21 protein-coding genes and 1 tRNA gene are annotated in these 22,122 nt (G+C 46.5%); 21 read left to right on the forward strand and 1 reads right to left on the reverse strand.

The annotated features are described in order from the left end of the window. The first annotated feature begins 32 nt into the window (after positions 1–32). The 10 genes from Ga0451573_RS04980 (at position 33) to Ga0451573_RS05025 (ending at position 9,698) form a co-directional block, all read left to right on the forward strand. A complete protein-coding gene (locus Ga0451573_RS04980; protein WP_231682783.1) occupies positions 33–1,061 on the forward strand; it encodes an AAA family ATPase in 1,029 nt (342 codons plus the stop codon). A gap of 1 nt (position 1,062) precedes the next feature. Then, complete coding sequence (locus tag Ga0451573_RS04985; protein WP_231682784.1) at positions 1,063–1,944, forward strand: DUF58 domain-containing protein; 882 nt, start codon at positions 1,063–1,065, stop codon at positions 1,942–1,944. Between the two features lie 176 nt (positions 1,945–2,120). After that, entirely contained in the window at positions 2,121–2,270 is a 150-nt protein-coding gene (locus tag Ga0451573_RS04990; protein ID WP_231682785.1) for a hypothetical protein, read from the forward strand. A gap of 19 nt (positions 2,271–2,289) precedes the next feature. Further along, positions 2,290–4,113 (forward strand): vWA domain-containing protein, encoded by a 1,824-nt coding sequence (locus Ga0451573_RS04995; RefSeq protein WP_231682786.1) that lies wholly within the window; start codon positions 2,290–2,292, stop codon positions 4,111–4,113. Next, a complete protein-coding gene (locus Ga0451573_RS19995) occupies positions 4,103–6,973 on the forward strand; it encodes a VWA domain-containing protein (protein WP_231682787.1) in 2,871 nt (956 codons plus the stop codon). Before Ga0451573_RS04995 ends, Ga0451573_RS19995 begins: the two co-directional genes overlap by 11 nt. A 66-nt stretch (positions 6,974–7,039) precedes the next feature. Further along, entirely contained in the window at positions 7,040–7,471 is a 432-nt protein-coding gene (locus Ga0451573_RS05005; RefSeq protein ID WP_231682788.1) for a nucleoside recognition domain-containing protein, read from the forward strand. Then, positions 7,468–7,929: a nucleoside recognition domain-containing protein gene (locus tag Ga0451573_RS05010; RefSeq protein ID WP_231682789.1), complete on the forward strand. Its 462-nt coding sequence runs from the start codon at positions 7,468–7,470 to the stop codon at positions 7,927–7,929. The genes Ga0451573_RS05005 and Ga0451573_RS05010 overlap by 4 nt, the downstream gene beginning before the upstream one ends. A 38-nt stretch (positions 7,930–7,967) precedes the next feature. Further along, on the forward strand, positions 7,968–8,144 hold the full coding sequence (locus tag Ga0451573_RS05015; protein WP_231682790.1) for a hypothetical protein: 177 nt from the start codon (positions 7,968–7,970) through the stop codon (positions 8,142–8,144). Positions 8,145–8,183: 39 nt separating this feature from the next. After that, positions 8,184–8,789, forward strand: a complete 606-nt coding sequence (locus tag Ga0451573_RS05020; RefSeq protein ID WP_231682791.1) for a DUF2238 domain-containing protein — start codon at positions 8,184–8,186, stop codon at positions 8,787–8,789. Between the two features lie 6 nt (positions 8,790–8,795). Continuing rightward, positions 8,796–9,698 (forward strand): S1C family serine protease, encoded by a 903-nt coding sequence (locus Ga0451573_RS05025; RefSeq protein ID WP_231682792.1) that lies wholly within the window; start codon positions 8,796–8,798, stop codon positions 9,696–9,698. 45 nt (positions 9,699–9,743) lie between these two features. Here Ga0451573_RS05025 and Ga0451573_RS05030 read toward each other — a convergent pair. Next, positions 9,744–9,819: transfer RNA gene (locus tag Ga0451573_RS05030), tRNA-Met, on the reverse strand. Between the two features lie 80 nt (positions 9,820–9,899). Here Ga0451573_RS05030 and Ga0451573_RS05035 point away from each other — a divergent pair. The 11 genes from Ga0451573_RS05035 (at position 9,900) to cas5 (ending at position 22,122) form a co-directional block, all read left to right on the forward strand. After that, positions 9,900–10,094, forward strand: a complete 195-nt coding sequence (locus Ga0451573_RS05035; RefSeq protein WP_231682793.1) for a transcription initiation factor TFIIIB — start codon at positions 9,900–9,902, stop codon at positions 10,092–10,094. A 51-nt stretch (positions 10,095–10,145) separates the two neighbouring features. Continuing rightward, on the forward strand, positions 10,146–11,993 hold the full coding sequence (locus Ga0451573_RS05040) for an ABC-F family ATP-binding cassette domain-containing protein (protein ID WP_231682794.1): 1,848 nt from the start codon (positions 10,146–10,148) through the stop codon (positions 11,991–11,993). A 17-nt stretch (positions 11,994–12,010) separates the two neighbouring features. After that, positions 12,011–13,132, forward strand: coding sequence for an SGNH/GDSL hydrolase family protein (locus Ga0451573_RS05045; RefSeq protein ID WP_231682795.1), 1,122 nt, complete (start codon positions 12,011–12,013; stop codon positions 13,130–13,132). Continuing rightward, positions 13,086–14,297, forward strand: coding sequence for an MBOAT family O-acyltransferase (locus Ga0451573_RS05050; RefSeq protein WP_231682796.1), 1,212 nt, complete (start codon positions 13,086–13,088; stop codon positions 14,295–14,297). The genes Ga0451573_RS05045 and Ga0451573_RS05050 overlap by 47 nt, the downstream gene beginning before the upstream one ends. A 181-nt stretch (positions 14,298–14,478) precedes the next feature. Beyond that, complete coding sequence (gene recD2 / locus Ga0451573_RS05055) at positions 14,479–16,623, forward strand: SF1B family DNA helicase RecD2 (RefSeq protein WP_231682797.1); 2,145 nt, start codon at positions 14,479–14,481, stop codon at positions 16,621–16,623. A 67-nt stretch (positions 16,624–16,690) separates the two neighbouring features. Further along, the gene (locus Ga0451573_RS05060; protein ID WP_231682798.1) at positions 16,691–17,137 is read left to right on the forward strand and encodes a BsuPI-related putative proteinase inhibitor; all 447 of its coding nucleotides are present in this window, start codon (positions 16,691–16,693) and stop codon (positions 17,135–17,137) included. Between the two features lie 361 nt (positions 17,138–17,498). After that, positions 17,499–17,666, forward strand: coding sequence for a hypothetical protein (locus tag Ga0451573_RS05065; protein ID WP_231682799.1), 168 nt, complete (start codon positions 17,499–17,501; stop codon positions 17,664–17,666). Positions 17,667–17,975: 309 nt separating this feature from the next. Continuing rightward, on the forward strand, positions 17,976–18,707 hold the full coding sequence (gene cas6 / locus Ga0451573_RS05070) for a CRISPR-associated endoribonuclease Cas6 (RefSeq protein ID WP_231682800.1): 732 nt from the start codon (positions 17,976–17,978) through the stop codon (positions 18,705–18,707). A gap of 19 nt (positions 18,708–18,726) precedes the next feature. Further along, a complete protein-coding gene (locus Ga0451573_RS05075) occupies positions 18,727–20,430 on the forward strand; it encodes a hypothetical protein (RefSeq protein WP_231682801.1) in 1,704 nt (567 codons plus the stop codon). A 67-nt stretch (positions 20,431–20,497) separates the two neighbouring features. Then, positions 20,498–21,364 (forward strand): type I-B CRISPR-associated protein Cas7/Cst2/DevR, encoded by an 867-nt coding sequence (gene cas7i / locus Ga0451573_RS05080; protein WP_231682802.1) that lies wholly within the window; start codon positions 20,498–20,500, stop codon positions 21,362–21,364. Positions 21,365–21,384: 20 nt separating this feature from the next. After that, a complete protein-coding gene (cas5, locus tag Ga0451573_RS05085; protein WP_231682803.1) occupies positions 21,385–22,122 on the forward strand; it encodes a CRISPR-associated protein Cas5 in 738 nt (245 codons plus the stop codon).

A 22,122-nucleotide genomic window follows, 5' to 3' on the forward strand; every position in this document is an offset into this window, starting at 1 on the left:
GCGGAGATTCCCGTTAAAATTGGTTTGGAGGGATGATGGTGAACCGGGATAATATAGTGGACACGGCTAAAATAGATGAGGCACAGGTTCAGGAGGTTGTTACCAGGGTCCGTCAAATAGAGGCAGAGGTTTCCAGGGTTATGGTGGGACAGGGGGAGGTCATCAGACAGATCCTGCTTACCCTGATGGCAGGCGGACATGCCTTGCTGGAAGGAGTTCCCGGACTGGGGAAAACCCTGCTGGTGCGGACCCTTGGCCGGGCGCTGGGGCTAAAATTTGCCCGTATCCAATTCACTCCTGACCTGATGCCTGCTGATATAATCGGTACTAATATCATGACTGAAACAGACCAGGGAAGGGGCTTTAAGTTCCAAGCGGGAGCGGTTTTTGCTAACCTGGTCCTGGCAGATGAAATCAACCGGGCGACTCCCAAGACTCAAAGCGCTCTTCTGGAGGCAATGCAGGAACGGACGGTATCTGTGGCCGGAGTAACCAGGCCGCTGCCGGCCCCTTTCTTTGTGCTGGCGACCCAGAACCCTCTGGAAATGGAGGGGACTTATCCGCTTCCGGAGGCTCAGATGGACCGGTTCCTGTTTAAGGTTCAGGTTGATTTCCCCGGCGAAGCAGACCTGCGGGATATTTTACTGAGAACCACGGTTCATGGCGAGACTGAGGTTAACCAGGTAGCCGATGCTGCGGATTTGGCAGGGCTGATCAAAACAGCTACTGCTGTTCCTGCTGCCGGACATGTAACTGATTATATCATTCGGCTTATTCTGGCGACTCATCCCGAACGCCCGGAGGCTTCTGAGCGGGTAAGGAAATATGTGCGTTACGGGGCCAGCCCCAGAGGCGGCCAGGCAATCCTGCTCACGGCAAGAATCAGAGCCCTTCTGGAGGGGCGCTTTAATGTAGCCTTTGAGGACGTGGAGGCTGTCGCCCTGCCTGCTTTGAGACACCGGTTCTTCCTGAATTTTGAAGGTGAGGCTGAAGGTATTACGGGTGATATACTGATTAAAGAATTGTTGGAATCAGTTCCCAAAGCCGGGGGAGTGAAATAGAGTGGAGGGCCTTTTTTTTGAGCGGGAATTTCTGAATAAGCTTGAGAGTATGGGATTTCTCCTGAAGAAGGCCATGACCGGACGGTACAGCGGACAACACCGCTCCCCCAGGAAAGGGCAGTCAGTGGAGTTTGCTGATTACCGGCCCTACAGCTCCGGAGATGACTGGCGGCAGGTTGACTGGAACGCATATGCCAGGCTGGACCGGCTGTTTATCAAGCTGTTTATGGAGGAACAGGATCTTTCTGTGCATCTCGCAGTAGATACCAGTGGTTCCATGGAATGGGGAGGCGGGGCCAAGCTTAAGATGGCCAGGGAAGTGGCCGGAGCGCTGGGATACCTTGCCCTTGTCAATATGGAACAGGTGGGGGCTGCCGCCCTCAATAACAATATGTCCGGTTTTCTGCCCCTGCAGAGAGGGAAGGCAGGCATTAGCCGGCTTTGGAGCTATTTGGGGCAACTGCGCCCGGGAGGGGCCACTGATTTGAATCTGGCCCTGCGCAAGGCAGGCCGGTTTATCCGGAGGCCCGGAATCACGGTGCTTATTTCTGACCTCCTCAGTCCGGCGGGGTATCAGGAGGGCTTGAAGTACCTGCAGCACCTTGGCCAGCAGGTGGTTGTGCTTCATATTATGTCCGCAGCGGAGAAGAACCCTGAAATTCTGGGAAATTACCGGCTGGTTGACTGTGAGAATCAGGAATTCAGGGAAGTGAGTATTACACCGATGCTGCTGGAAGCCTACCGCAGGCAGGTGAACGGTTTTGTCGAAGGTATTGCGGGTTTTTGCGGCAGCAGGCAAATAACTTACCTGAGTGTGACGGCAGAGGATAACCTGGAGGATATTCTGCTGCATTCACTGAGGAGTATTGGTGTATTGGTATAGAAGGTTCCGGAAATGACCGGGGCATATGGTGAGCTGCTGTACAAGATTTTCCTTGCACTGCCGCCGTTATGAGTCTTGCTGCAAAGCACCGGCAATAAGGCAGGGAGTCCCCGCATGTCCGAAGATGGCGAAGGCCGCCGGGAAGTTTTGGCCCGCCAAAACGAGAGGCGGCCACCTTGCAGAAAAGCTTAATGAGCCATCGAGTTCGGGGACGCTGCCTTGTTGCCGGGGGTTGGCAGCTTAGACTCACAGGCGGCAGTGCGGAAAATCGTTACAACATCTCACCATATGCCATCCCGGTCATTTCCGGAGCCAACGATAAGTAATAGAAGGAGGGGCGTTGATATGCAGTTTCTGGCTCCCGCAGCATGGGGGTTTTTTCTGATTATCCCCGTAATTGTGTTATTTTACCTGCTAAGGCAGAAGAAAACTGCATATGAAATCAGCAGTACCCTGTTATGGCAGCGCGTTCTAGCTGATACCCTATCCCAGACCCCTTGGCAGAGGCTGAGGCGTAATCTGCTTATGTTTCTTCAGCTGCTGTTGGCCTTTCTTCTGGTAATGGCCCTGATGCGTCCATATCTGGTAAGCATTCAGCAGAGCAGTGAAGATCTGATGATTCTGCTGGATACCTCAGCCAGCATGGCAGCACTTGAAAACGGCCGCACCCGGAATGACCTGGCTAAAGAGGAGATTACAGCGTTGGTGAAAAGCCGGAAACCGGGCACCCGGTTTTCTCTGATAAAGGTAGGCAGGACACCACAGGCGCTGGTGACCCGAACCGAAGATGCCGGGGAGGTTCTCGCTGCATTGAAAAAAGTCGCCCCCGGTTATTATGAAGCTGAATTGGAGACAACACTGTCTCTGGTGACTGCGCTTCTGGAAAAAGGCGCCAGGACACAGACGGTTTTTTTCAGTGATGGCGGGATTGCAGTTCCCGAGGGTGTTTCCGGGATCCCGGGTTTTGAGTATCGTAAAATCGGCAGGAGTGAAGACAATCTTGCTATCGGGGCTTTTTCCACAGGTGAGGGGGAAAAGGGCCTTCTGGCTATGACCAGGATAGATAATTACGGGCCTGAGGAGATGGAGACTGCAGTCACCCTCCGGTCAGAAAATGCTGTCCTTGATATCAAGGCGGTTAAGGTAGCGCCGGGTCAGGCGGCACACGTGTATTGGGATATTCCGCGGGGACTGCCGTATCTCGAAGCAATGATTGATGCCAAAGATGCTCTGGAGGTGGATAATGTCTCCTGGATAGTACCGGAAAAGGGCAGGCAGGTGAAGACCTTACTGGTGACTGCAGGTAATATCTTTCTGGAACAAGCCCTGAAGTTAAACCCCGGTGTGGAACTCCATAAGGCTGCTCCCGCTGATTATCCGGATATACAGAAAGATGCATATGCCCTCAGCGTTTTTGACGGTTTCTGGCCTGAGCCGGACCCGTCAGGATATTTTGTCGTTTTTAATCCCCCTGTAGGCAGCGGATTGGTGGATTCCGGGGAGCTGCCTGCTGCCGGAGAGTTGGCGATGGAAGCCGGCCAACCGGTACTGCGTTATGTATCCTGGAATGATGTTCACATCGAAAAAAGCAAGGGCCTGAAAACCTCCGGAGGCTGGGAACCGGTGCTGCAGCTCGGAGACAGAGCCCTGATTACAGTAAAGAGTTCCGCGAATTCAAGGGCGGCCGCCTTTGGTTTTGACCTGCACAGGTCAGACCTGCCGTTAAGGCCCGCATTCCCGATATTAATGCAAAATATCCTGGACTGGACCGTTCCCCAGGGAGCCGTCCGGGAAGTGCAGGTCAGCGCAGAAACACCGGTTCAGCTCAATATTGCCCCCCGGGCAGAGGAGGTTGTGCTGATTAATCCTGATGATACCCGAAAAACACTGAAATCTCCTTATATGTTGAATTCAGGGGATACCCGGAAACCGGGGCTTTATAAGGTTGAGCAGCTTGCCGGCGGAGAAAAGCAGGTTGACTACATGGCGGTCAGTTTTGTTTCTCCCCGGGAATCCAGTATTGCGGCGGCTGACACACTTAAATTAGGTAATCTTGATGTAAAGACAAATGAAGGAACCAGGGTTAACCTGGAACTATGGCCTTTTATCATCATAGCGGTCATGGTATTCCTTTGTCTCGAATGGTGGGTGTATTTACGTGGGCATTAGTTTTTCTCAGCCATTTTACCTTATACTGTTGCTGCTGCTGCCTTATTTTGTCTATCTCTGGGCACGCAGTCCCCGGGCATTTGCGTCCTGGCAGCAAAAGGCCTTCCTGGCCCTGCGCCTCCTGATGGTGGTTTTGCTGGTGCTGGCCCTGTCAGGACTGGAATTAACCTTCAGGCATCAAGAGAGGTCGGTTGTTTATGTTGCCGATACCTCTATATCTATGACCGGGGTTGGCCGGGAAACCGCTGACTGGGTTAACGACTCACTGGCCGGTCTCCCTGCAGATGCTGCCGCAGGTGTGGTCAGTGTTGGGCAAAAGGCCATGGTGGAAAATCCGGTGGGCCCTCGCCCTGATTTCCAGGGTTTTCAGTCAGTGACCAATCCGGACTATACCGACCTGGCTGCCGGAATGGGGCTGGCCCGGGCCATGCTGCCCGAAAACCGGGGCAAGCAAATTGTTCTCATCAGTGACGGCAGGGAAAACAGGGGAGATGCCATAGAACAGGCCCGGCTGCTGAAGCAGCAGGGAATAAGGCTTGATGTGCTTCCGGTATCCCCGGAGATGGGACCCGAGGCGCTGGTGAAATCAGTTTCCCTCCCTTCACATTTGCGTAAGGGAGAATACTTTGACATCCAGGCAGTAATCGAGGCTACAGCGTCAACCAAAGGCACGATCCGGATTATGGCCGACAACCGGATTCTGAAAGAGGAGCCTATTAGCCTGTCCAAAGGTGATAACAGGCTGGTATGGTCTGCCAGGGCTGAAAATCCGGGATTGTATACGTACCGGGTAGAGCTGACTGCCGAGGGAGACACATATAAGGAAAACAATGTCGGCATAGGCATCACCCAGGTTTCCGGAACACCTAAAGTGCTCCTGGTTGAGGGCACAGCGGGGGAAAGCCGGGCTCTGGCCGATGCCCTGGGGATGGCGCAGATAGAGAGCGAGGTTACCGACCCCCGGTTCATACCCGCAACCCTGGCCGAAATGGCCGGGTATTCCTCCATCGTCCTGGTTAATGTATCGGCGACTGAAATTCCGGATCAGACGATGAATTCTCTGGAAACCTATGTTCGGGACCTGGGGCGGGGACTGGTTATGGTGGGTGGTGAGAACAGCTTTGGGCTGGGAGGCTATTTTAAAACCCCGGTGGAAAAAGCGCTTCCCGTGAATATGGATATCAGAGGTAAAGGTGAGATTCCCAGTGTCGGCCTGGTCCTGGTAATTGACAAGTCAGGCAGCATGGGAGGGACGGACTACGGTATTCCCAAGATTGAACTGGCCAAAGAGGCAGCGACAAGGGCAACGGAAATCCTTGATGCCAGGGACAGTCTTGGTGTAGTCGCCTTTGACAGCAGTTATAAATGGGTCGTCGAGACTGCCCCGTTAAAGGACAAGGAAAAGGTTGAAGACAGCATCGGGTCTATCAGGGCAGGAGGCGGGACCAATATATTTCCCGGCCTGCAGGAAGCCTATAATTCTCTGGTCAAGGCTCCGGTAAAGGTGAAGCACATTATTCTGCTTACTGACGGCCAGTCGGCTTATGGAGGAGAATATGAAGGGCTTCTGAAGAATATGAAAAAAGACAATGTTACCCTCTCAACTATTGCCGTGGGTGGTGATTCCGATGCCAGACTGCTTGCTTACCTGGCTGAATCCGGCCAGGGGCGGTATTACTTTACCGATGACTTTGAGAGCATTCCCAAGATATTTACCAGGGAGACAATTATGGCTACCAGAAGCTACCTGGTCCAGGAACCCTTTACCCCTGTTCGGAGCGGGAGCAGCAGCCTTCTTCCTCCGGGAGGACTGCCGCCTCTGTTTGGCTATGTGGCCACTGCCCCCAAGAGTACGGCGGAAATTATCCTGTCAAGCCATCAAGGGGACCCGGTGCTGGCCAGATGGCAGTATGGGCTTGGGCGCACAGCGGCCTGGACCAGTGATGTCAAGGGCCGGTGGGCCGGAGAATGGATTAAGTGGCATCGGTTTCCCGAGTTTTGGGCCAAGGTTGTCAGTTGGACCCTGCCCCAGGAATCCCCAGGTGATATGATAGTCTCCACAGGACGCGAGGATGGCCGCGGCTGGGTAAGTGTGGAGATACCGGGGGAATCGGGGCAGGTGCATGATATTTCAGCAAAGGTTATCTCCCCTAACGGCTCAGGGCAGGAAGTACCATTGCGTGCAGTGGGGCCGGGCCGGTACCGGGAATCCTTTGCAACTGAGCAGCCCGGGGCCTATATAGTTCAGGTGGTGCAGCGAACCGGTGAAGGTATTGGCAGGCAAAAAACCGCCGGTCTGGTGATGCCATATTCGCCTGAGTTTCTGTTCCGGCCTGTTAGTGATGATTATTTTGCCACCCTCGCTGCGGCAGGCGGCGGCAGGGTGCTGGACCCGGAAAAAGATATCGCGGAAATAGGCAGACTGCCAATACCTGCAGTCTGGGGGAAGATTCCCCTGTGGACGGGGCTGCTGGCTGTGGCAACACTAATGTTCCCGGTGGATATAGCTGCCCGCAGGTTTAACTGGAACCTCAGGTGGGCCGCATTGTTATGGCAGCGTTTCCGCAGCAGGGCTGTGGCTAAAAATGAAGCTAAGGGTGAACATACTTCTGTGCTGGGCGCAGTAAAAAGACAGAAAAAAGACCGGGAGGACTTCTATCGGACCAGGACCGGAACCCCTGGCCCCCGGGAGGCGCAGCATACCACCTGGGCCGGAAGTCAGGAAAAGGACCCGGGTGAAGCAAAAGGGAAAGTTTCTGTGGCGGGACAGCAGGAAAAATCACCTGTTTCCGGCGAAAAGAACAGTGAGGATTCCTTTACCTCCAAACTGCTTGCAGCTAAGAAACGTAGTAAAAAGTAAAGCTTGCGCATATCTGTGGCAGCAATCGGGAAGGGCTTGGGAAGGTAAGGCCGCAGGAGGACTTCTATGTTAAGCATAATGACAATCAAAAACGGGCTCAGAAAAGGACTTATTACCACCTGGGAACTGGCACTGGTTATGGTTCCGGTATACCTGATTGTGACCCTTCTTGGGGAGACCCCGGTGATGGACTGGATATCCCGAGCCGCTCAACCCCTGATGGGCATGATGGGTCTGCCCGGAGAAGCAGCCGGGGCCCTGGTAATCGGGAATTTTATTAACCAGTATGCAGCCATTGGCGCTATGGCAGCTATCCCCATGAGTGCGCGGGAGGTTACAGTGTTATCTCTGGTACTGCTAATCTGCCACAACATTCTGGTGGAGACTGCGGTTAGCAAGAAAACAGGCATCAAGGTCAGGTCGCTGGTATTGGTAAGGGTGCTCGGCGGGCTGGCTGCGGGGATTATCCTAAACCTGGCGTGGCCGGGGTGGTTATGATGGGAACAGCACAGTTTTGGCAGCAGACCGGTCTCGGTTTGGTGGAACTTGTCGGACAGATTGCAGTTATTGTAATACCTCTGATGATTTTTATGGAGATTATGAAGGACCTGAACGTCCTGGACAGGATATCAGGCAAACTCCACTGGACCGTAAAGCCTTTTGGGATGAAACCGGATGCCGTATTTCCTCTTATGGTTGGCCTGGTTTTTGGGATTGCTTATGGAGCGGGTTTAATCATCCAGGCGGCGCGTGAGGGCACCCTTTGTAAGAGGGACCTTTACTTGATTAGTCTTTTTCTGGTCATTAACCACTCGGTATTTGAGGATACCCTGCTTTTTGTCGCTATCGGGGCCAATGGGTGGGTACTGCTGGCATTCCGTTTTGCCGCATCCATATTGGTGACCTGGGCAGTGGGCAGGTTCCTGATGCCTGCGGGCAGGGAAGATACTGCATGAGGCAGGGGAATATAATTTAACTTGGGGGGAGAAATGTTATGAATGTTGATGCAGTAAGCTTTGACTTCGCCAGGTCTTTATGGCAGATTGTTAATCTATTAGTCCTCGTACCTTTGATACTGTTGAGTATTGGTTTACCGATATATTTGCTGGTGAAAATTAAATCTATTGATAAAACATTGAAGGAAGTACTGAGGAAGCTGGAAGAAAAGTGAATTGCAGGCTGAATGTTCTAAGCAAAAGGTGGAGTGAAAATGGAAAACAGGGTCAGCAGGGAACACCTGGGTTTGCTGCTTATTTTCCTGGCAGTATTTGTCTGGTCCGGAATCGGGCCAAAGGATTACTATACATGGGTTCTTGAAGTTCTGCCCGCTGTAATTGGACTAATAGCGGTTATAATTACATATAACCGGTTCCGAATGACAAACCTGATATATCTGCTCATCTGTATTCACGCAATAATCCTGGTTGTGGGGGGACACTATACTTATGCTGAAATGCCGGTCTTTAACTGGCTCAGGGATGAGTTCGGCCTGGCCAGAAACTACTATGACCGGCTGGGGCACTTCGCCCAGGGCTTTATCCCGGCGCTTATAGTCAGGGAGGTTTTACTCCGGAAAACGCCTTTGCAGCGTGGCAAAATGTTGTTTTTCCTGGTTGTCAGTGTGTGCCTGGCGATAAGCGCCTTTTATGAATTCATTGAGTGGTGGGTAGCTGTCGCCAGTGGTGAGGCAGCTGAGGACTTTCTGGGTACTCAGGGGGATGTGTGGGATACCCAGTGGGATATGTTTCTGGCTTTTTGTGGGGCGATTATTTCACAACTGGTTTTAAGCAGAAGGCATGATAAGCAGTTAGGGTGAGGATGAGTGGCCAAGGAGCGGAAAAACTGGGATGACCCCATAAATCCGGAAGACAGTAAAGAGCTGGATCTTGAATTAATAGAAGAACTCAACTTTAAGGGCACGGAGGTTGAAGCTGTAGAAGGTGAAACCGTGGAAGATAAAGCTGCAAAAAATGGCACCGCAGCGGATTTTTCCGGGGTTGACCGCCCCAAACGAGTTGTCCTCAGGGTAATAGGCCTTTTTGTGGCAGTAGCTTTTTTGGCTGCCATATGGGGCAACTGGTTTCGCATTATAAATGCACTTCCCCTGGATTTCCTGGCAGAATCCCAGGAGCTTTCCCAGGACCCCGGGATTCAGAAATTACAGCAGGCGGTTGTCAGGGTTGAGGTTTCCGGAAGCCGGGGGACCGGATTTAATATTGACCCTGAGGGTCTGATTGTAACTAATGAGCATGTGGTTGACAAGGCCCAAAATGCGGGGGTGGTATTTCAGGATGGCAGCTATTACAGTGGCAAGGTGCTGGCTGCTTATCCCGATATTGACCTGGCTGTAATAAAAATAGCGGGCCGGAATCTGCCCAGTCTGGAACTGAAACCTGATTCTGCCGTGACAGCAAATATGGAAGTGCTTATTATCGGGAACCCCCTTGGTTTTACCGATGTCGTCACCCAGGGCCGGGTCACCGGCAGTGTTAAGGTAAGGAGTTGGGCGGTGCCGGTCATCATGATTGCCGGTGAAATCAGGAGCGGGAGCAGCGGCAGCCCGGTTCTGAACGATAATGGCCAGGTTGTTGCAGTGGTTTTCGGGTCGGTGGCTTCTGATAAAGCTAAAGGAAAGGGACAGCGGAGAGCTTTGGCTGTGCCGGTAAAGTATTTGGACAGGTTCTTTGGGGAGCAGGGTGAAGATGGGACTTATCCTAAAAAGTAAAAGTAAATAAAAAAAAGAACCTCTCGGTTCTTTGTGTTTTTAAATTGGTTGCGGGGGAAGGACTTGAACCTCCGACCTTCGGGTTATGAGCCCGACGAGCTACCAACTGCTCTACCCCGCGTCAATCAACTTGTTTAGTATAACACATGTTACAGGGGAATGCAAACCGGATTTTTGCAGTAAAATTTAGGAGGTGGGTTTGTGGATAAGGATTTTAGGTGTCCGGAGTGCGGTTCAAGGAAGATTGGGAAAGGGAAACTTGATGGTTATGCAGTACTGCGTCCGGCAGACAAGCTATTCAGTACGGGATCAGCGATTATTGCCGAGGTATGCTCTAATTGTGGTTTGATTATTCAATGGAGGGTAAAGAAGCCTGAGAAATTCAAGGGACAGTAATTTGACTTAACAAGGGGACTGTGATTATACCTAACAGAGGATGTGAAAACAGTGAATTTGCTGTCAGCAGAAAACCTGACGAAAAGCTATGGACTGAAAACACTTTTCAGTGATTTAACCTTTGGGATTGCAGAAGGGGAAAAAATAGGTCTGATTGGAATAAACGGCACCGGGAAGTCTACTTTGCTAAAGCTGTTGGCGGGGAAAGAAACTCCGGATCAAGGGGAGGTTACTGTTGGCAGCGCTGTGCGGGTTGCTTACCTGCCGCAGAACCCTGATTTTGATGATGAGGCGACGGTACTGCAGCAGATTTTTAATAACAATGACTATATAAGTAATGACCATATAAATAAAGATCCCTGGCAGGCTGAAAGTGAAGCCAAGACTATCCTCACCAGGCTGGGGATTTACGATTTTGATGCCATCGTGGGTACTCTTTCAGGGGGCCAGAGAAAAAGGGTAGCTTTGGCAGGGGCTTTGCTTAGCCCGGCTGATCTGCTGATCCTCGATGAACCGACCAACCATATTGATAATGAAACTGTGGGATGGCTGGAAATTTATTTAAATAGGCGTCGGGGCGCCCTGGTAATGATAACCCATGACAGGTATTTCTTGGATAGGGTGGTCAACCGGATTATTGAGCTGGAGAACGGCAGGCTGTATAGTTATCCCGGCAATTACAGCAAATACCTGGAACTAAAACTGGAACGGCATGAACAGGAAAGATCGTCAGAGCTCAAGAGGTTAAATATTCTGCGGAATGAACTGAAGTGGATTAAAAGAGGGGCTAAAGCCCGCACAACCAAACAGAAGGCCCGGATTGAAAGGTTTGAGCGGCTCAGGGATGAGGCCCCGGACGCTAAACCCGATAAGATGGAAATATCGGTGGGGGCAGCCCGTCTGGGTAAAAAAGTAATTGCCCTGGAGGGTATCGCAAAAAGCTTTTCCGGGGAAAAAGTCATAGATAATTTCAGTTACACATTTCTAAGAGATGCCCGGGTGGGTATAATCGGACCTAATGGGATTGGGAAATCAACACTGCTCAAAATCATCGCAGGTACGCTGGAGCCTGATGTCGGGGTTGTTGACAGGGGGCAAACCGTCAGGATAGGTATTTTTTCCCAGGAAACCAGGGAAATGGACCAAAGCCTGAGGGTTATTCAATATATCAAGGAACAGGCGGAATTCATCACAACTGCTGACGGCAAGCTAATCAGCGCCGCTCAAATGCTGGAACGCTTCCTGTTTCCTCCGGAATTGCAGTGGACCCCTCTTGAGAAACTGTCCGGCGGGGAAAAGAGAAGACTTTACCTGCTCCGGGTTTTGATGGGTTCTCCCAATGTACTGTTGCTGGATGAGCCCACAAATGACCTGGATATAGAGACCCTGACAATCCTTGAGGACTATCTTGATGAATTTCCCGGAGTCGTAGCTGCCGTATCCCATGACCGTTATTTCCTGGACCGGGTTGTTAATGAAATACTTGATTTTAGCGCTGGTGGCAGGATAGCGCATTACCTGGGGAATTATTCTGACTACCTGGTTTCAGCAAAAACGCGGGGGGCAGAAGGCAAACCACTGGAAAATCCCGGGAAATCTTCAGAAAAGTTAGATGAAACATTGGATAATACCCAAAAACAAAAAAACCGGCCCCTAAAATTCAGCTACAAAGAACAACAGGAATTTGAGCAGATTGATGATGTGATCAGTGGTGTGGAAGAGGAACTCCGGACAGTCAAGTCGAAAATTAATCATGCCGGAAGTGATTATGTGCTGCTTCAGAACCTGGCCGGAGAACAGCAAGGCATTGAGATGCAGTTGGAGGAACTATTAGAGCGATGGGCATACCTGAACGAATTGGCGGAAGAAATAGAACGCAATAAAAAAGGCAGATCCTGAGCGGTGGAGAAGTATTTATGTGTAAAGGTTTTTTAAATTATTTTCGAATAACTGCAAAATCCAGCCTGCTGACGATAAGTTTACTGCTAATTCTTGACTTGGGAATAAGGCTGTATTGGGCAAATCTTTATCAGCAGCCTGGTGGTGTCAGATTAATTAACAGTGAATTAGAATCCTTGCAAACAATGATAAATGAAATAAAGAAGGCTGAAGGCTATAAAATTGTTTTTTTAGGTGATTCGCAAACTTACGGCTCAGCTGTAAAAGACAGTTCAAATACAATTCCGGCTTATTTGGAACGAGACTTAGCAAAACTGTTTCCGGATAAGCAAATTAAGATTTTTAATCTTGCTTTTAAAGGGTATGGTATTTCGGAGAATTATTTCATATTAAATTCATTAATTAACGATGATGTTGATGTTGATTTAATTATTTATAACATAAGTACCAGCTGGTTCAATAGAAATGAAATTCTGGAACATCAGAATGTGGTCGAATTGTCAGATGACCACGTTGAAGCAGTGAAGCTGGCTGACCTGAAAATTAAATATGATAAGAGTTTTGCAGAAAAGCTTAATGCTCAAGTCAACTTACAGGTTGGCAAGGTTTGGAGCCTTTATCAAAACAGAAGCGCTATTACAGGCATATTATTAGGGAAGTCTTTTCGGGAAAAACTAACTGATTGGGAATTAAAACTTATTAATCCTAAAGAGGCCTTAAAAAGGGAAAAAGAAGCAGAAGAGTTGTATCAACCGTGGTTTTCCAAAGATTGGGACTCCAAGATTGGCAAGGCAAGTTATACATTTGGAACTGTAAACACTAATAGCGCTAACCCGCAAATAGTTTTTTACAAGATGATTTTAAACCTGGTTAATGACAATGAAATGAATGCCATCTTTTATAACAGTCCGCAAAACACCAAAATGATCGATAAATATTACGGGATAGATAAGGAAGCCTGGCGTAAGAGCTTGGCAAACCTGAAGGCAATTACTACTAATAAATATATTACTTATTTAGATTACACTAATTCAGTTCCGGATATTTATTTTTCGGATACTGTCCATTTGAATTCCAGAGGAAACGAATTGCTTGCTAAACAGCTGGAAAAAGACATCATCAAAAACAGGAAGTGGTAATTTGACCTTAACTTCATGGATCTATGGATTGTTTTTGATTATTGTAACAGCAATATATTGGCTATTGCCGAAAACTTTAAGAACCCATCTCCTGCTGGCTGCAAGTGTTGTTTTTGTGTCTTATGCCTCTCCATATTTTGCTTTGCTGTTGTTTTGTCTAAGCAGTCTTGCTTTTTTTGCAGGCAAAATTGTTAGGGAGCGCCGGTTGTGGTTAATTATTGGCATTGGAATCCCCATATCCATTTTAATTTATTTTAAGTATCAACCGCTGATAAAACAAATTATGTCCTTTTGGGGTGGAGAAATAACGTTTAGCCCAACTAATCTGGCAATCCCATTAGGAATCTCTTTTTTTACTTTTAAGCTGATACACTATTTGGTTGACAGTTATCAGGGAAAACAGTCCCCTGGAGGCTATGGCCAATTTTTGTTATATATGTTTTTCTTTCCGATATTACCCTCAGGGCCGATTGAACGTTGGCAGAATTTTGCTGCTCAAGATAAGGATGCTCGTTATTTTAGGTGGGAATACATCTGTGATGGGGTTTCAAGAGTTATCATCGGACTTTTTAAAAAATTAGTTATTGCTGATACAATGGCTATTTACGCAGAGAACTTGCATGCTGCCGGGTTAAGCAGCATGGTATATTGGATAGCGGCTTATGCATACGCCGTACAGATTTATTTTGATTTTTCCGGTTACTCGGATATTGCGATTGGCAGCGCCAGGCTTTTGGGATACCGAATTATGGAGAATTTTGATTACCCGTATTTTAAGCGCAATTTGTCCCTATTTTGGAAAAGCTGGCATATGTCACTGACCGCCTGGTTCAGAGACTATGTCTTTATTCCCTTAGGGGGAAGCCGGGTTAGCTTTAAAAGAATAGTATTGAATACGCTCATTGTAATGGGGCTGACCGGTTTATGGCATGGAGCAGCGCTTCACTTTATGGCATGGGGTTTGTATCATGGAGCAGGTCTAATAATTCTGCGTTTATACAGTAAATATATTTCAAATAAGTTACCCCAGGCGTGGCAATCGTCCAAACTTGCCGGAATTTTTAGTACTTTTCTTACTTTTAATTACGTTGTGGCAGGGTGGGTTTTTTTCGCGACAAACTTCAAACAAAGTATTTATATCCTTCAGAAACTCCTGTTTTTTTGAAAGGGGATTATGATGAAGAAGTATAAATTTATTATTAGCGGCATATTCTGGACTTTTTTTATTGTATTAATCGTTTTGTTTTCCACCGGCGGCGAGACTCCGTTTATTTATACCAACTTTTGATCTGAAACCTATCTGATGAAGAATTAAAAATCAAATCAAAGCGGAGGTTCCTGTTCTTATGGAATACCTGTCAGGAATAGTTGAGCGAATCACATATGTCAATGAAGAAAATGGGTTCACTGTTGCCAAGATAAAGTCCAGGGGTTTTCCGGACCTGGTAACAGTGGTAGGGAATATGGCTGCCGCAAATGTGGGGGCCGCTGTTAAACTGAAGGGTGAATGGAAGGTTGACAGCAGGTTTGGCCGCCAGTTTTCGGTTATTGATTATATGGAGACAATCCCGGCCACTGTTGCCGGAATTGAAAAATACCTGGGGAGCGGATTAATCAAGGGTATCGGGCCTGTCAATGCCAAAAGAATTGTGAAGGCTTTTGGTGTTGATACCATAAGGGTAATCGAGGAAGAACCGGAGAAACTGGCTCAGGCTGAGGGTATCGGCAGGAAAAGGGTTGAAATGATTACAGAGGCCTGGCAGGAGCAGAAGGAAATCAAGAATGTGATGCTGTTCCTCCAGTCACACGGGGTCTCCACCTCTTTTGCGGTAAAGATATATAAAACTTATGGGGATAACAGCATCAAAATAGTCCAAGCCAACCCCTACCGCCTGGCTGATGACATCTGGGGCATTGGTTTCCGGACTGCTGACATAATTGCCGGGAAACTTGGTTTTGATAAGAATTCTTACGAACGGTGTCGTTCGGGAGTTTTATATATCCTTAATGAATTATCAAAGGAAGGCCATTGTTTTGCCACAAAGGAAGAACTGACCGACCAGACCGAAAAGATGCTGGAACTGGAAAGAGATAACATAACCGGGACAATAGAAAAACTGGCTGCAGAAAAGCTGCTTATCCCTGAGGGAGAGGACAATGTTTACCTGCCGCCTTTTTATTATAGTGAAGTCGGCGCTGCCAGAAGGATACAGGAAATCACTTCCCGGGAAAGCAGTTTCAGCGCCGGGGATATTGAGGAAATAATCGGGCAGGTCCAGGCAGAATGCGGCATTACCTATGATGAGGTCCAGAAAGATGCTGTTCGGACTGCAGTAAAGGCGAAGTTTATGGTCCTTACCGGAGGGCCCGGTACAGGCAAAACAACCACAACTCTGGCGGTCATCCGGGCCTTTGAGAAAATGGACGCCGTCATCCTGCTGGCCGCCCCTACCGGCAGAGCTGCCAAGAGGATGACAGAAACTACCGGTATGGAAGCCAAAACCATTCATCGACTGCTGGAGTATAAGCCTCCCGAGGGGTGCCAGAGAAATGAAGAAAACCCGCTGGACTGTAACCTCCTGATAATAGATGAGACCTCCATGGTTGATATTATTCTATTCTATAACCTCCTTAAAGCTGTCCGGAATGATACTGTTGTTATCCTGGTGGGCGATGCCGACCAGCTTCCCTCGGTGAGCGCCGGGAATGTGCTTAATGACATCATTGATTCCGGTGCGGTCAGTGTGGTCAGGCTGCAGCGGATATTCAGGCAGGCCCAGGGAAGCATGATTGTAACTAATGCCCACAGGATAAATACCGGGGAGTTTCCTGTAATCAAGGGAGGGAAGAACAGTGACTTTTTCTTTATCGAGGAAGATGACCCGGTAAAAGCTGTGGAAATAATCAAAGACCTGTGTTCCCGGAGGCTGCCCAGTTATTACGATACTGACCCGGTTGATGACATTCAGGTTCTCTGCCCGATGCAGCGCGGGGAGACAGGCGCTGTCAATCTGAACCGGACTCTTCAGGATGTTCTGAATCCCAACCCGGTGCATATCATGCACGGGGGAGTCCAGTACCGGGTCAGGGATAAAGTAATGCAGATCAGAAATAATTACGATAAGAACGTCTTTAATGGTGATATCGGCAGGATTGTTTCAGTTGATCGTGAGGATAGGACGGTTGAGATTAAGTTTGATGACTCTGTTATCCAATATGAGGTATCTGAGCTGGATGAAGTCATCCATGCCTATGCCACGACCATTCATAAGAGTCAGGGGAGTGAATACAGGATTGTGGTGGCGCCCTTTTCCACCCAGCACTATATGATGCTGCAGAGAAACCTCCTGTACACGGCAATTACCAGGGCCAGGGAAGTGATGGTTATTGTCGGCTCCAAGAAAGCCCTGGCCATGGCAGTGAAGAACAGGAAAATCTCCCAGAGAAATACCCTGCTGGCCCAGCGGCTCAGGGAGCACAGTCTCATATAACCAGCCATCGTATCTTTTTGTCTTCTCCAAACATAGGATAAAAAAACTGCGTTTTGGAGGGGATTTTATGGGCAGGTCAGTAGTGCAATATGGCGGCCTGGTAACAGTCCTGTCAACAAATAAGGATTTCTATTTTCCGGGTGAACCGGTACAGATGTTCCTGAACACGGTTAATGTCTCACCACAGCCGGTCAGGCTTACTTTCCCTACGACACAGCGTTATGATTTTGTTGCTGCCGGACCGTTTGGTGAAGTTTGGCGCTGGTCGGCAGGCAGGTTTTTTGCTCAGGGGGATCACTATGTTCCGCCGTTTACGCCGCAGGTTGTGGAGACTATCATCCTGAGACCGGGCGAAAACCTGTTTTACCGGGAGGTCTGGAACCAGGAAGACAATGGCGGGCGGCGGGTTCCGCCGGGGGTTTATGTGGTATCCGGATGGAATACCTTTAGCGGCTCCGAGTATCTGCCAAGGCCGTATGTGTATATAACAATCGGGAGACCGTGGTTTTTTTAACCGGCAGGGAGTATAGAAAGAGTTTTTTTCCTGGTACTGCAATTCTCATTCATTGCCGCAATTCACAAATTTAAAATACCCATCCTGTAAGATAATTAAGAATGAACTCTTGTTTGCATTTTTCTTAATTAGGGGAGGGGTATTTTTGTGTTTGAAAATTAGTTGTACTGATATGTAAATTAATGCATAAATATAATAAATGTAAAGAGACAAAAATTCCAACCCGAATTAGAATACCTAAGAGGATTTGAAACCTATGATTATAAATTGTAACAAAGTATACCTATAAGGGTTATAAATTTTTTTTCTAAAAATATATTTTACTATGATTATATATTGTATAGATATGGAGGGTAACAAAATGGAAAAACAAATTCGCCATGAAAAGTCAAATATGTCTTTCGTCCAGGTGAACTGCTCAAAAGATTTACCACCTCTTGAACTATGTTTTTCAGTGATATTTTTTGAGTCTAGTTTGGATGTATTTGAAAAAAAAGTTAACGAACAGCCAACATACACTAAAGAGTAAAAAGTAATTGTCGAATAGTATCGAATTCTGACGAACGAAATTAATATGAATTTGAAGGAATGCTTTGGAGCAAAGTAGAATTACTGTAAAAATTTACAAAGTTATTTATAAAACCGTCAAATGATGGGTGAATCACACCATGGATCTGCGGCCGGAAGACATAAACGAAATTATAAATTAACTATAAATTAAACTAAAAGATGTATTATTGTATTAGGAAACCGACTGTTCCTGTATGGGAGCAGTTTTGTCTTTTAACTGACAAACTACGGTCAGTTTTTACTGATAATTTATAAAAGAGGTGATACAGTGCATATTTATTTTTCTCTGCATTCGACAGGCCAGTTGGAAATACCATTGCAATATAACCATCTAGTACAGGCAGCTGTATATAATGGCATTGATCCTAAACTAGCAGCTTTTTTACATGAGGAGGGATACCAAAGCGGGAGCCGCAACTTTAAGTTATTTGCTTTTTCACGGTTGTTGGGAAGATTTCGGATAGTCAAAGAAAAAAACACCATCATTTTTTCTGACAGTTTAACACTTGTTGTGTCTTCCCCGGTGGAGCATTTTTGCCAATCCATAGCTAATGGGATGCTGACCAAAGGAACAGTAAGATTTGGCAGCAGCAATCTGGAAGTCGGGCAAATGGTGGTCCAACATCATAGCGTTGAAGGAGACCGAGTGGTGCTTAGAACGCTGTCACCTGTTGTGGTATACAGCACCTTGCTGAGACCGGACGGAAGAAAGTACACATGCTATTTTCAGCCGGGAGACCCGGATTACAATTCTCTGGTGGAAAATAATTTGCGAAAAAAATATCAGGCCTTTTACGGGAAGGAAGCGCCGCAGGGCGTGGCCAAAATCCAGAGGTTAGGCAGAGGGGAGATGAGGTTGCTAAACTACAAAGGTACTGTGATTAAGGGATATACCGGGAAGGTGGTGTTAACCGGGCCGGGAGAACTGCTGCAAATGGCTGTGGATGCCGGGATTGGGAGTAAGAATTCACAGGGGTTTGGGTGTGTTGAGCTAGCTTAAAGAAAGGGGGGGGAATGAGATGATTTCCCATGACTTTAGTATCAGGCACAATTGGTGGTTTGATGCGGGGCTGGCTGGGTTACAATCTATTGCAGTCGAGGTAAGGGATAAGGTTAAAGATTACAAAGATATCAAAATTAGGGTTACAAATGAACATTTGACTTTTCAAGCCCCATCAAAGGAAGTTTTGCGGAATCTGCTTAATGATTGTTATTCTTTATTAGCAGATAGATATTGGAACATATCTGATAAAAAACAACGAGAGAGTTTGGAGTTAGTAATTTATTACCAGGACACCGATGATCTGGGACTAATACCTAAAAGGAAACCTACGCCAATACCTAGCTTATTTACCAAAGGCAGCAGTTGGAGAGCTGAAGCAGAAGAGTATGCGAAGCTTTCAACTGGAATGAAACAGCGTGTGGATGAATTCTTGAAAAACAATAATAAAAAACTATGGGGTAACAAAAAAATGTTGCTATTTAAACCGCCGGTCTGCCATCCACAGCTTGAGTTATTCCCCAATAAAAAAAACAAAACAATATGCTGTGTCTGTGGGCGTGAAATGGTGTGTTCAGATGTAAATCAGACTTCGTTTCTGCTATTTGCCAGTAAAACAGCTGCCTTATCTTTTAATTCTCAGGCTAAGAGACCGGATAAAATATGTTGGGAGTGCGAATATTTAAGCAAATTTGCTGTTGAAAGCGCTTTTTATAAACAAAATGGAGATAACATTTTTATTCTCCAACTAGTCACGGGAAATGCGCAAAAAATGGTAGAAAGCCAGGCTGTACTAAGTTCGAATAAAGCAGTACGAAAACTCGACGAGGATAATTTTCGTGCTAATATTGGCGCTTACAAACAAGACAATAAGCTGTTGTTTTATGCTCAGCTGCCTTATGAAATATTGTGGACATTTTTCTACGATACATATACTCTTTTAAGAGAAGAAGCGGATTTGCATGAGGATTATACCGAAGATGAGAAAGATGAGTTTTGTACCAGGCCATTTATTGAATCACCGATCCAACTTGTGTTATTAAGGGTGGCGACCAAAGGGCAGACTTTTATCACCAAAGAAATAATCTATTATACGGAAACAGCCTATATATTTAGGCTTGTTAACGAGATTCAGAAACTAACATCCAGCGGTGATAATCTGCTTTATAAATTATTCCATGATTTATATTTACCAAGAGAAGGCAAGGCATTTGATATTAATAATTACCTCTGGCGGAACCTGATATTACAAAAGGTTTTACAGAAAAAAAGTGTTTTGCAGGATTTTGAACGTTTGACGTTCCGGAAATGTCAGGCGCAGTTATTTCCTTATCTGGGAAATATGCTCGAATTTGTACAGCATTATGAAGCGATGATTCGGGAGGGAATTGGTATGACTAAGGAGCACATTGAGCTAGCAGTGAAATTAGGGCAACAGATTGTAATTGGCGCTAAAGGAAAAGATTCTGGAAAAGAAGGCAAGGACAGTAATTTTGATCGGGTTAAAGGAGATATGTTTGTGTTACGTAAAACGCGAACCGTTACAGATTTTCTTGAACAATTAAACCGTATCCAGTTCAGGTATAATTTTACCGTTTCTAATCAGATTCTAAATGGTGTTTTACATGAACCTGCAGTCGAATTTGAAGATTTTAAAGCTTATTGTCTAATGGCAGCCTTAAATACTTACAATAACTTTAAGCGTCCACAGATTAAGGAGTAAAACTAAAGGAAGAATGTGAACACGGCTAGAAGTTTTTAAAATAACGATTGAAAAGGAGTGGCTTTTTATGCAGGCAAAATGTTTAACTATTACATACCTAACAAAGGCATCTTATGCGTCATTAAATGGAGGGGACAAAGAAGCTGACAATATTTCCAGCATAAAAAAAATTCAAATGAGTGATGGCAAGGAGTATCCATACAAGTCCTCACAGGCTATCCGCCGCGACTTGCGGGAGCAATTGGCCGTATTAGGTGAAGAGCTTTCTGAAACAGAAACTGCAAAGCAGGATAAAGGGGCTGCCACTACGCAGGGTAAGCCTCAGCAGTTTATTGACGATGATTTATTTGGTTTTATGCAAGCTGATAAAGTGACCATCAAACGGACGAGCCCGGTACGGGTATCACCTTTGATTGCTTTAGAGCCTTACCGGGGAGAACTGGATTTCGCTACAAACTATATGGGAGTTAAAGCAGGAGGGAATCCAAATATTTTTGAGAGTGAAATACACTCCGGTTTTTATCGCGGTACTATTTTAGTTGAGCTTGATCGAGTTGGAATTGCTGATGCAAGTAATTATGAACTAAATCTATCAAACAATGAAAAAAAGCGGCGGGTTTCAGTGTTATTAGATGCGATTCAGACCTTATGGGGTGTGGGGAGACAGAGTCGTTTCTTAGCAGATATATCTCCTAAGTTTATTTGTGGAGCATTATTAACGGTAAAAAATCCGATTTTCCTGGAGTGTTTGACTACTAATGACAGCTTGGTTAATATGCCACTAATTGAGTCAACAGTAAATGATTTTAAGAACGTGGTTAAAGATTGGGTTTTAGGAGAACGTAAAGGGTTTTTTGAAAAAGATTTAGAGCAGGCTTTACCAATGGGTGAAGCTTTTGTGAAAATGAAAAAATGGTTAGACGAAGTTTATTAATTTTGAAAGGAGGCAGAACAATGTACGGTTTTTCTGTCGTTCTTTCTGCTGAGACGGCATCCTTTCGTGATCCATCCGGACAACTTTATCATGCCACATTTCCATTACCACCTTTATCTACTTTGATAGGTATTGCCGGGGCCGCAATAGGTATGGATTTTCAACAGATATGGGAATTTTTCAAAAAGAACGATATCCGATCTGGGGTTAAAGATATTAACGAAAAAGTCACAGGTAAGGGGATAGACCTTTGGAAATATCAAAAAATTGTTAGCAAGGAAACCAGAGGAGATATTTTAAAAAGAGAATTCCTTTTCCAGGTAACTTATGGCTTATATTATGGGTGCAATATTTTAAGTGTTTTGGAGGAAATGCGTAAGGGATTTGTTTCCCCGGCATGGGCTTTATCACTGGGCAGTAGTGATGATATAGCCATAATTAAGGCGGTGTCAGAAATTCAGGTTGTATCTGAAGGGACGGTAGATGTGACAGGTATCAAAAAAACCTTGATACCCGGTGATTATTCGAAAGATTATTCTTTTGACTGGCAGACTATTAAAAACACTCCGGTTCGTACTACCCTCGAATTGCCTGTGGTAAAACAACTCCCTGTCGATTACGTATTCACTGAAGATGGAGAACGAAAAGGAAGTAGTTATAAACCATTTACTTTTCTTACCGGTGTACAGCAGTTGAAAAGCCCTTGTCAGGTTTTTAATTTTGAAAATAAAAAAATACCTTTGATTCCGGTTGGTTAG

The sequence above is a fragment of the Phosphitispora fastidiosa genome (assembly GCF_019008365.1).
GTDB classification, from domain to species: Bacteria; Bacillota; Thermincolia; order Thermincolales; family UBA2595; genus Phosphitispora; species Phosphitispora fastidiosa.

Excerpts from the sequence above, each read along its gene's own strand:
- Ga0451573_RS04980 (WP_231682783.1), top strand. The coding sequence starts at position 33 with ATGATGGTGAACCGGGATAATATAGTGGACACGGCTAAAATAGATGAG.
- Ga0451573_RS04995 (WP_231682786.1), top strand. The coding sequence starts at position 2,290 with ATGCAGTTTCTGGCTCCCGCAGCATGGGGGTTTTTTCTGATTATCCCC.
- Ga0451573_RS05005 (WP_231682788.1), top strand. The coding sequence starts at position 7,040 with ATGTTAAGCATAATGACAATCAAAAACGGGCTCAGAAAAGGACTTATT.
- Ga0451573_RS05010 (WP_231682789.1), top strand. The coding sequence starts at position 7,468 with ATGATGGGAACAGCACAGTTTTGGCAGCAGACCGGTCTCGGTTTGGTG.
- Ga0451573_RS05015 (WP_231682790.1), top strand. The coding sequence starts at position 7,968 with ATGAATGTTGATGCAGTAAGCTTTGACTTCGCCAGGTCTTTATGGCAG.
- Ga0451573_RS05020 (WP_231682791.1), top strand. The coding sequence starts at position 8,184 with ATGGAAAACAGGGTCAGCAGGGAACACCTGGGTTTGCTGCTTATTTTC.
- Ga0451573_RS05045 (WP_231682795.1), top strand. The coding sequence starts at position 12,011 with ATGTGTAAAGGTTTTTTAAATTATTTTCGAATAACTGCAAAATCCAGC.
- recD2 (WP_231682797.1), top strand. The coding sequence starts at position 14,479 with ATGGAATACCTGTCAGGAATAGTTGAGCGAATCACATATGTCAATGAA.
- Ga0451573_RS05060 (WP_231682798.1), top strand. The coding sequence starts at position 16,691 with ATGGGCAGGTCAGTAGTGCAATATGGCGGCCTGGTAACAGTCCTGTCA.
- Ga0451573_RS05065 (WP_231682799.1), top strand. The coding sequence starts at position 17,499 with ATGGAAAAACAAATTCGCCATGAAAAGTCAAATATGTCTTTCGTCCAG.
- Ga0451573_RS05075 (WP_231682801.1), top strand. The coding sequence starts at position 18,727 with ATGATTTCCCATGACTTTAGTATCAGGCACAATTGGTGGTTTGATGCG.
- cas7i (WP_231682802.1), top strand. The coding sequence starts at position 20,498 with ATGCAGGCAAAATGTTTAACTATTACATACCTAACAAAGGCATCTTAT.
- cas5 (WP_231682803.1), top strand. The coding sequence starts at position 21,385 with ATGTACGGTTTTTCTGTCGTTCTTTCTGCTGAGACGGCATCCTTTCGT.